The sequence below is a fragment of the Streptomyces sp. NPDC051315 genome (assembly GCF_044455165.1).
Classification (GTDB): Bacteria; Actinomycetota; Actinomycetes; order Streptomycetales; family Streptomycetaceae; genus Streptomyces.
This window is the reverse complement of record NZ_JBITEN010000049.1, coordinates 1-3,828: the sequence shown is the minus strand read 5'-3', so window position 1 is coordinate 3,828 and position 3,828 is coordinate 1. Positions and strand designations below refer to the sequence as shown.

1 protein-coding gene is annotated in these 3,828 nt (G+C 73.8%); it reads left to right on the top strand.

Going from position 1 to position 3,828, the window contains the following annotated elements:
• Nucleotides 1–3,828, top strand: a 3,828-nt coding sequence (locus ACIBBD_RS38705; protein WP_399424707.1) for an SDR family NAD(P)-dependent oxidoreductase, incomplete at both ends; no start/stop codon positions are given.

Below are 3,828 nucleotides of genomic sequence, written 5' to 3'. Positions count from 1 at the left end.
CGGCCTGGACCGTCTCTACGTCTCCCTGGGCGAGGCGTGGGCGCGTGGAGTCGCCGTCGACTGGACGCCCGCCTTCGACGGGCTGTCCCCGCGCCGCGTCGAGCTTCCCACCTACGCCTTCCAGCGGCGGCGCTACTGGCTGGACGCGCCGAAGCCCTCGGACAGGGCTGCCGACCCGGTGGAGGAGCGGTTCTGGCGGACCGTTCAGGAAGGCGACGTCCAGCAAGTCGCCCGGACCCTGGGGATGGAGACGACCGAGGGACTGGGTGAGGTCCTCCCGGCGCTGTCCGCGTGGCGGCGGGCCGGCAAGAACCGTGCCACGGTGGACAGTTGGCGCTACCAGGTGGTCTGGCGGCCCTATGACCTGCCCGCCGTCGGCACCCTGGACGGCACCTGGCTCCTCGTCCTCCCCGAGACCCACCTGGGATCCCCCCTGGTCGCGGATGTGGCCCGAGCGCTCGGCCAGGCCGGTGCGACCCCGCTCACCTTCGTCATGGACTCCGGGGATCTCGACCGCGAGCGGGTCGCCGCACGACTCGCGGACGCCGTGTCCGTCACCGGGCCGGAACCCGTGCAGGGGGTCGTCTCCCTGCTCGCGCTCGACGACCGGGCCGCTCCCGGTCACCCGGGTGCCACCGCCGGCATGACCTCCTCCCTCGTCCTGCTCCAGGGGCTGCTGGACACCGACCTGGACGTCCGGCTGTGGATCCTGACCAGCGAAGCCGTCACCACCGACACCGGTGACGCCGTCCGCAACCCGCTCCAGGGCGCCCTGTGGGGCTTCGGCCGAGTCGTCGCGCTGGAGCAGCCCCGGCGGTGGGGCGGACTCGTCGACCTGCCCGCCGAGCTCGACGAGGACACCGCGCGCGGACTCGTCGCGGTGCTCGCCGCCCACGCCGACGAGGACCAGACGGCCCTGCGCGGCCGGGCCGCGTACGTCCGCCGCCTGGTCCGGGCCCCGCTCGCCGGCCGGACCGCGCCGCGCGCGTGGCGCACCAGCGGAGCCGCGCTCGTCACCGGCGGCACCGGTGGCCTCGGCGCGCACACGGCCCGGCTGCTCGCCCGCAACGGCGCCGAGCACCTGGTGCTGACCAGCCGTCGCGGACCGGACGCACCCGGCGCGGCCGAACTGCGGGAGGAACTCACCGCCCTGGGCTGCCGGGTCACCATCGCGGCCTGCGACGTCGCCGACCGCGCGGCACTGGAACGCCTGGTGGCGGAGGTCGAGTCGGACGGGCCCGCCATCCGGACCGTCGTGCACACCGCCGGCGTCGGCATGCTCGCCCCGCTCGCCGAGACCGACCTCGACTTCTTCGCCGAGGGCGCCCGCGCCAAGCTGCTCGGCGCGGTGAACCTCGACGCCGTCTTCGACCACGACCGGCTGGACGCCTTCGTCCTCTACTCGTCCGTCGCCGGCACCTGGGGCAGCGGCGACCACGGCGCCTACTCGGCTTCCAACGCCTACGTCGACGCCCTCGCCGAGCACCGCAGGGCGCGCGGCCTGACCGGCACGTCCATCGCGTGGGGCATCTGGAGCCCCGAGGGCGGCGGCATGGCCGTCAACGTCGTGCGCGAACAGCTGCGGTGGCGCGGCATCCCCTTCATGGACGCCGAACTGGCCGTCTCCGGACTCCAGCAGGCCCTCGACCACGACGAGACCTTCCTCGCCGTCGCCGACATCGACTGGGAACGCTTCGTCCCCGTCTTCACGGCCGCGCACCCCCGCCCGCTGCTGCACGAGGTCCCCGAAGTGGCCGAGGCCATGAAGGCCGACGAACCCGAGGGCACCGAGGCGGCCGACCGGCTCGGCGGACTGCGCGCGGAGCTGGCGGCCCTGTCCGGCGCGGAACGCGTCCGGACCCTCACCGACCTCGTACGCACACAGGTCGCCTCCGTCCTCGGCCACGCCGACGGCAACGAGATCGCACCCCAACGCGCCTTGCGTGAGCTCGGGTTCGACTCCCTCACCGCCGTCGAACTGCGCAACCGCCTCAACACGGCGACCGGACTGACCCTCCCCGCCACGATCGTCTTCGACCACCCGAACGTCCAGGAGCTCGTACGGCACCTGCTCGGACACCTCGTCGCCGACGCGCCGGAGGACCGGGCGGCCGCCCTGCCCGCCACGCCGGTGAAGCGCCCGGCCCATGAGAACGAACCCATCGCGATCGTCTCGATGGGCTGCCGCTTCCCCGGCGGAGCGCACACGCCCGACGACTTCTGGCAGCTCGTCCTCGACGAGACCGACGCCATCTCCCACCTGCCCGTCGACCGGGGATGGGACGTGGCGAACCTGTACGACCCCGACCCGGACCGGCCCGGCACCACATACGCCCGGGAAGGCGGATTCCTGCACGACGCCGCCGAGTTCGACGCCGGCTTCTTCGGCATCTCGCCGCGTGAGGCGACGGCGATGGATCCGCAGCAGCGGCTGCTGCTGGAGACCAGCTGGGAGACCCTGGAGCGCGGCGGCATCGCTCCCGACAGCCTGCGCGGCAGCGACACCGGCGTCTTCGTCGGCGTGTCCCACCAGGGCTACGGCGCGAGCGGCGAGGTGCCCGAAGGACTGGAAGGGCACCTGATCACCGGCACCGTCACCAGCATCGCCTCCGGCCGCGTCTCCTACACCCTGGGCCTGGAGGGCCCGGCCGTGACCCTGGACACCGGCTGCTCCTCCACGCTCGTCGCCCTGCACCTGGCCATCCGCTCGCTGCGCTCCGGGGAGTGCTCCCTCGCCCTGACCGGCGGCGCCGCCGTGATGGGCGAACCGATCGGCCTGGTGGGCTTCAGCCGCCAGCGGGGTCTGGCGACGGACGGCCGCTGCAAGGCGTTCGGCGCCGAGGCCGACGGCATGGGCATGGCCGAGGGCGTGGGCGTGCTGCTGCTGGAACGGCTGTCGGACGCCCGCGCCAACGGCCACCAGGTCCTGGCCGTCGTCCGGGGATCGGCGATCAACCAGGACGGCGCGTCCAACGGGCTCACCGCCCCCAACGGCCTGTCCCAGCAGCGGGTGATCCGTGCGGCGCTGGCGGACGCCGGGGTGTCGGCGGCGGACGTGGACGTGGTCGAGGCGCACGGCACCGGGACCAAGCTGGGCGACCCGATCGAGGCGCAGGCCCTGCTCGCCACCTACGGCCAGGAGCACGACGCCGACCGGCCGCTGTGGATCGGCTCGGTGAAGTCCAACATCGGTCACACACAGGCCGCTTCCGGGATGGCCGGCGTCATCAAGATGGTGCAGGCCATGCGCCACGGCACCTTGCCCAGGACCCTGCACGCCGACGCGATCTCCCCGTTCGTCGACTGGTCGACCGGGCACGTCGAGGTCCTCACCGAATCCCGCCCCTGGCACACGGACGACCGTCCTCGTCGTGCCGCCGTCTCCTCCTTCGGGGTCAGCGGCACCAACGCCCACGTCATCCTCGAACAGCCCGCGCCCGAAACGGAGTCCACCGCGCCGGCCCCGGCCAAGGCCGGCACCGTCGTACCGTGGCTCGTCTCCGCCCGCTCCGCGGACGCGCTGCGCGCCCAGGCCGAACGCCTACTGGCCCATCTGGCGGACCACACCCCCGACCACGCGGACGTGGCCCACTCCCTGCTCACGGGCCGTGCCGCCCTGGAGGAACGCGCCGTCGTCGTCGGCGTCGACGGCGACACCCTCCTCGCCGGACTGCGGTCCCTCGCCACCGGCACCACGGCATCCGGCCTCGCCCGGGGCACCACCCAGCGCATCGGCGAGAGCGTCGACCCGGTGTTCGTGTTCCCGGGGCAGGGGGCGCAGTGGGTGGGGATGGCGGTGGAGCTGCTGGAGTCGTCTTCGGTGTTCGC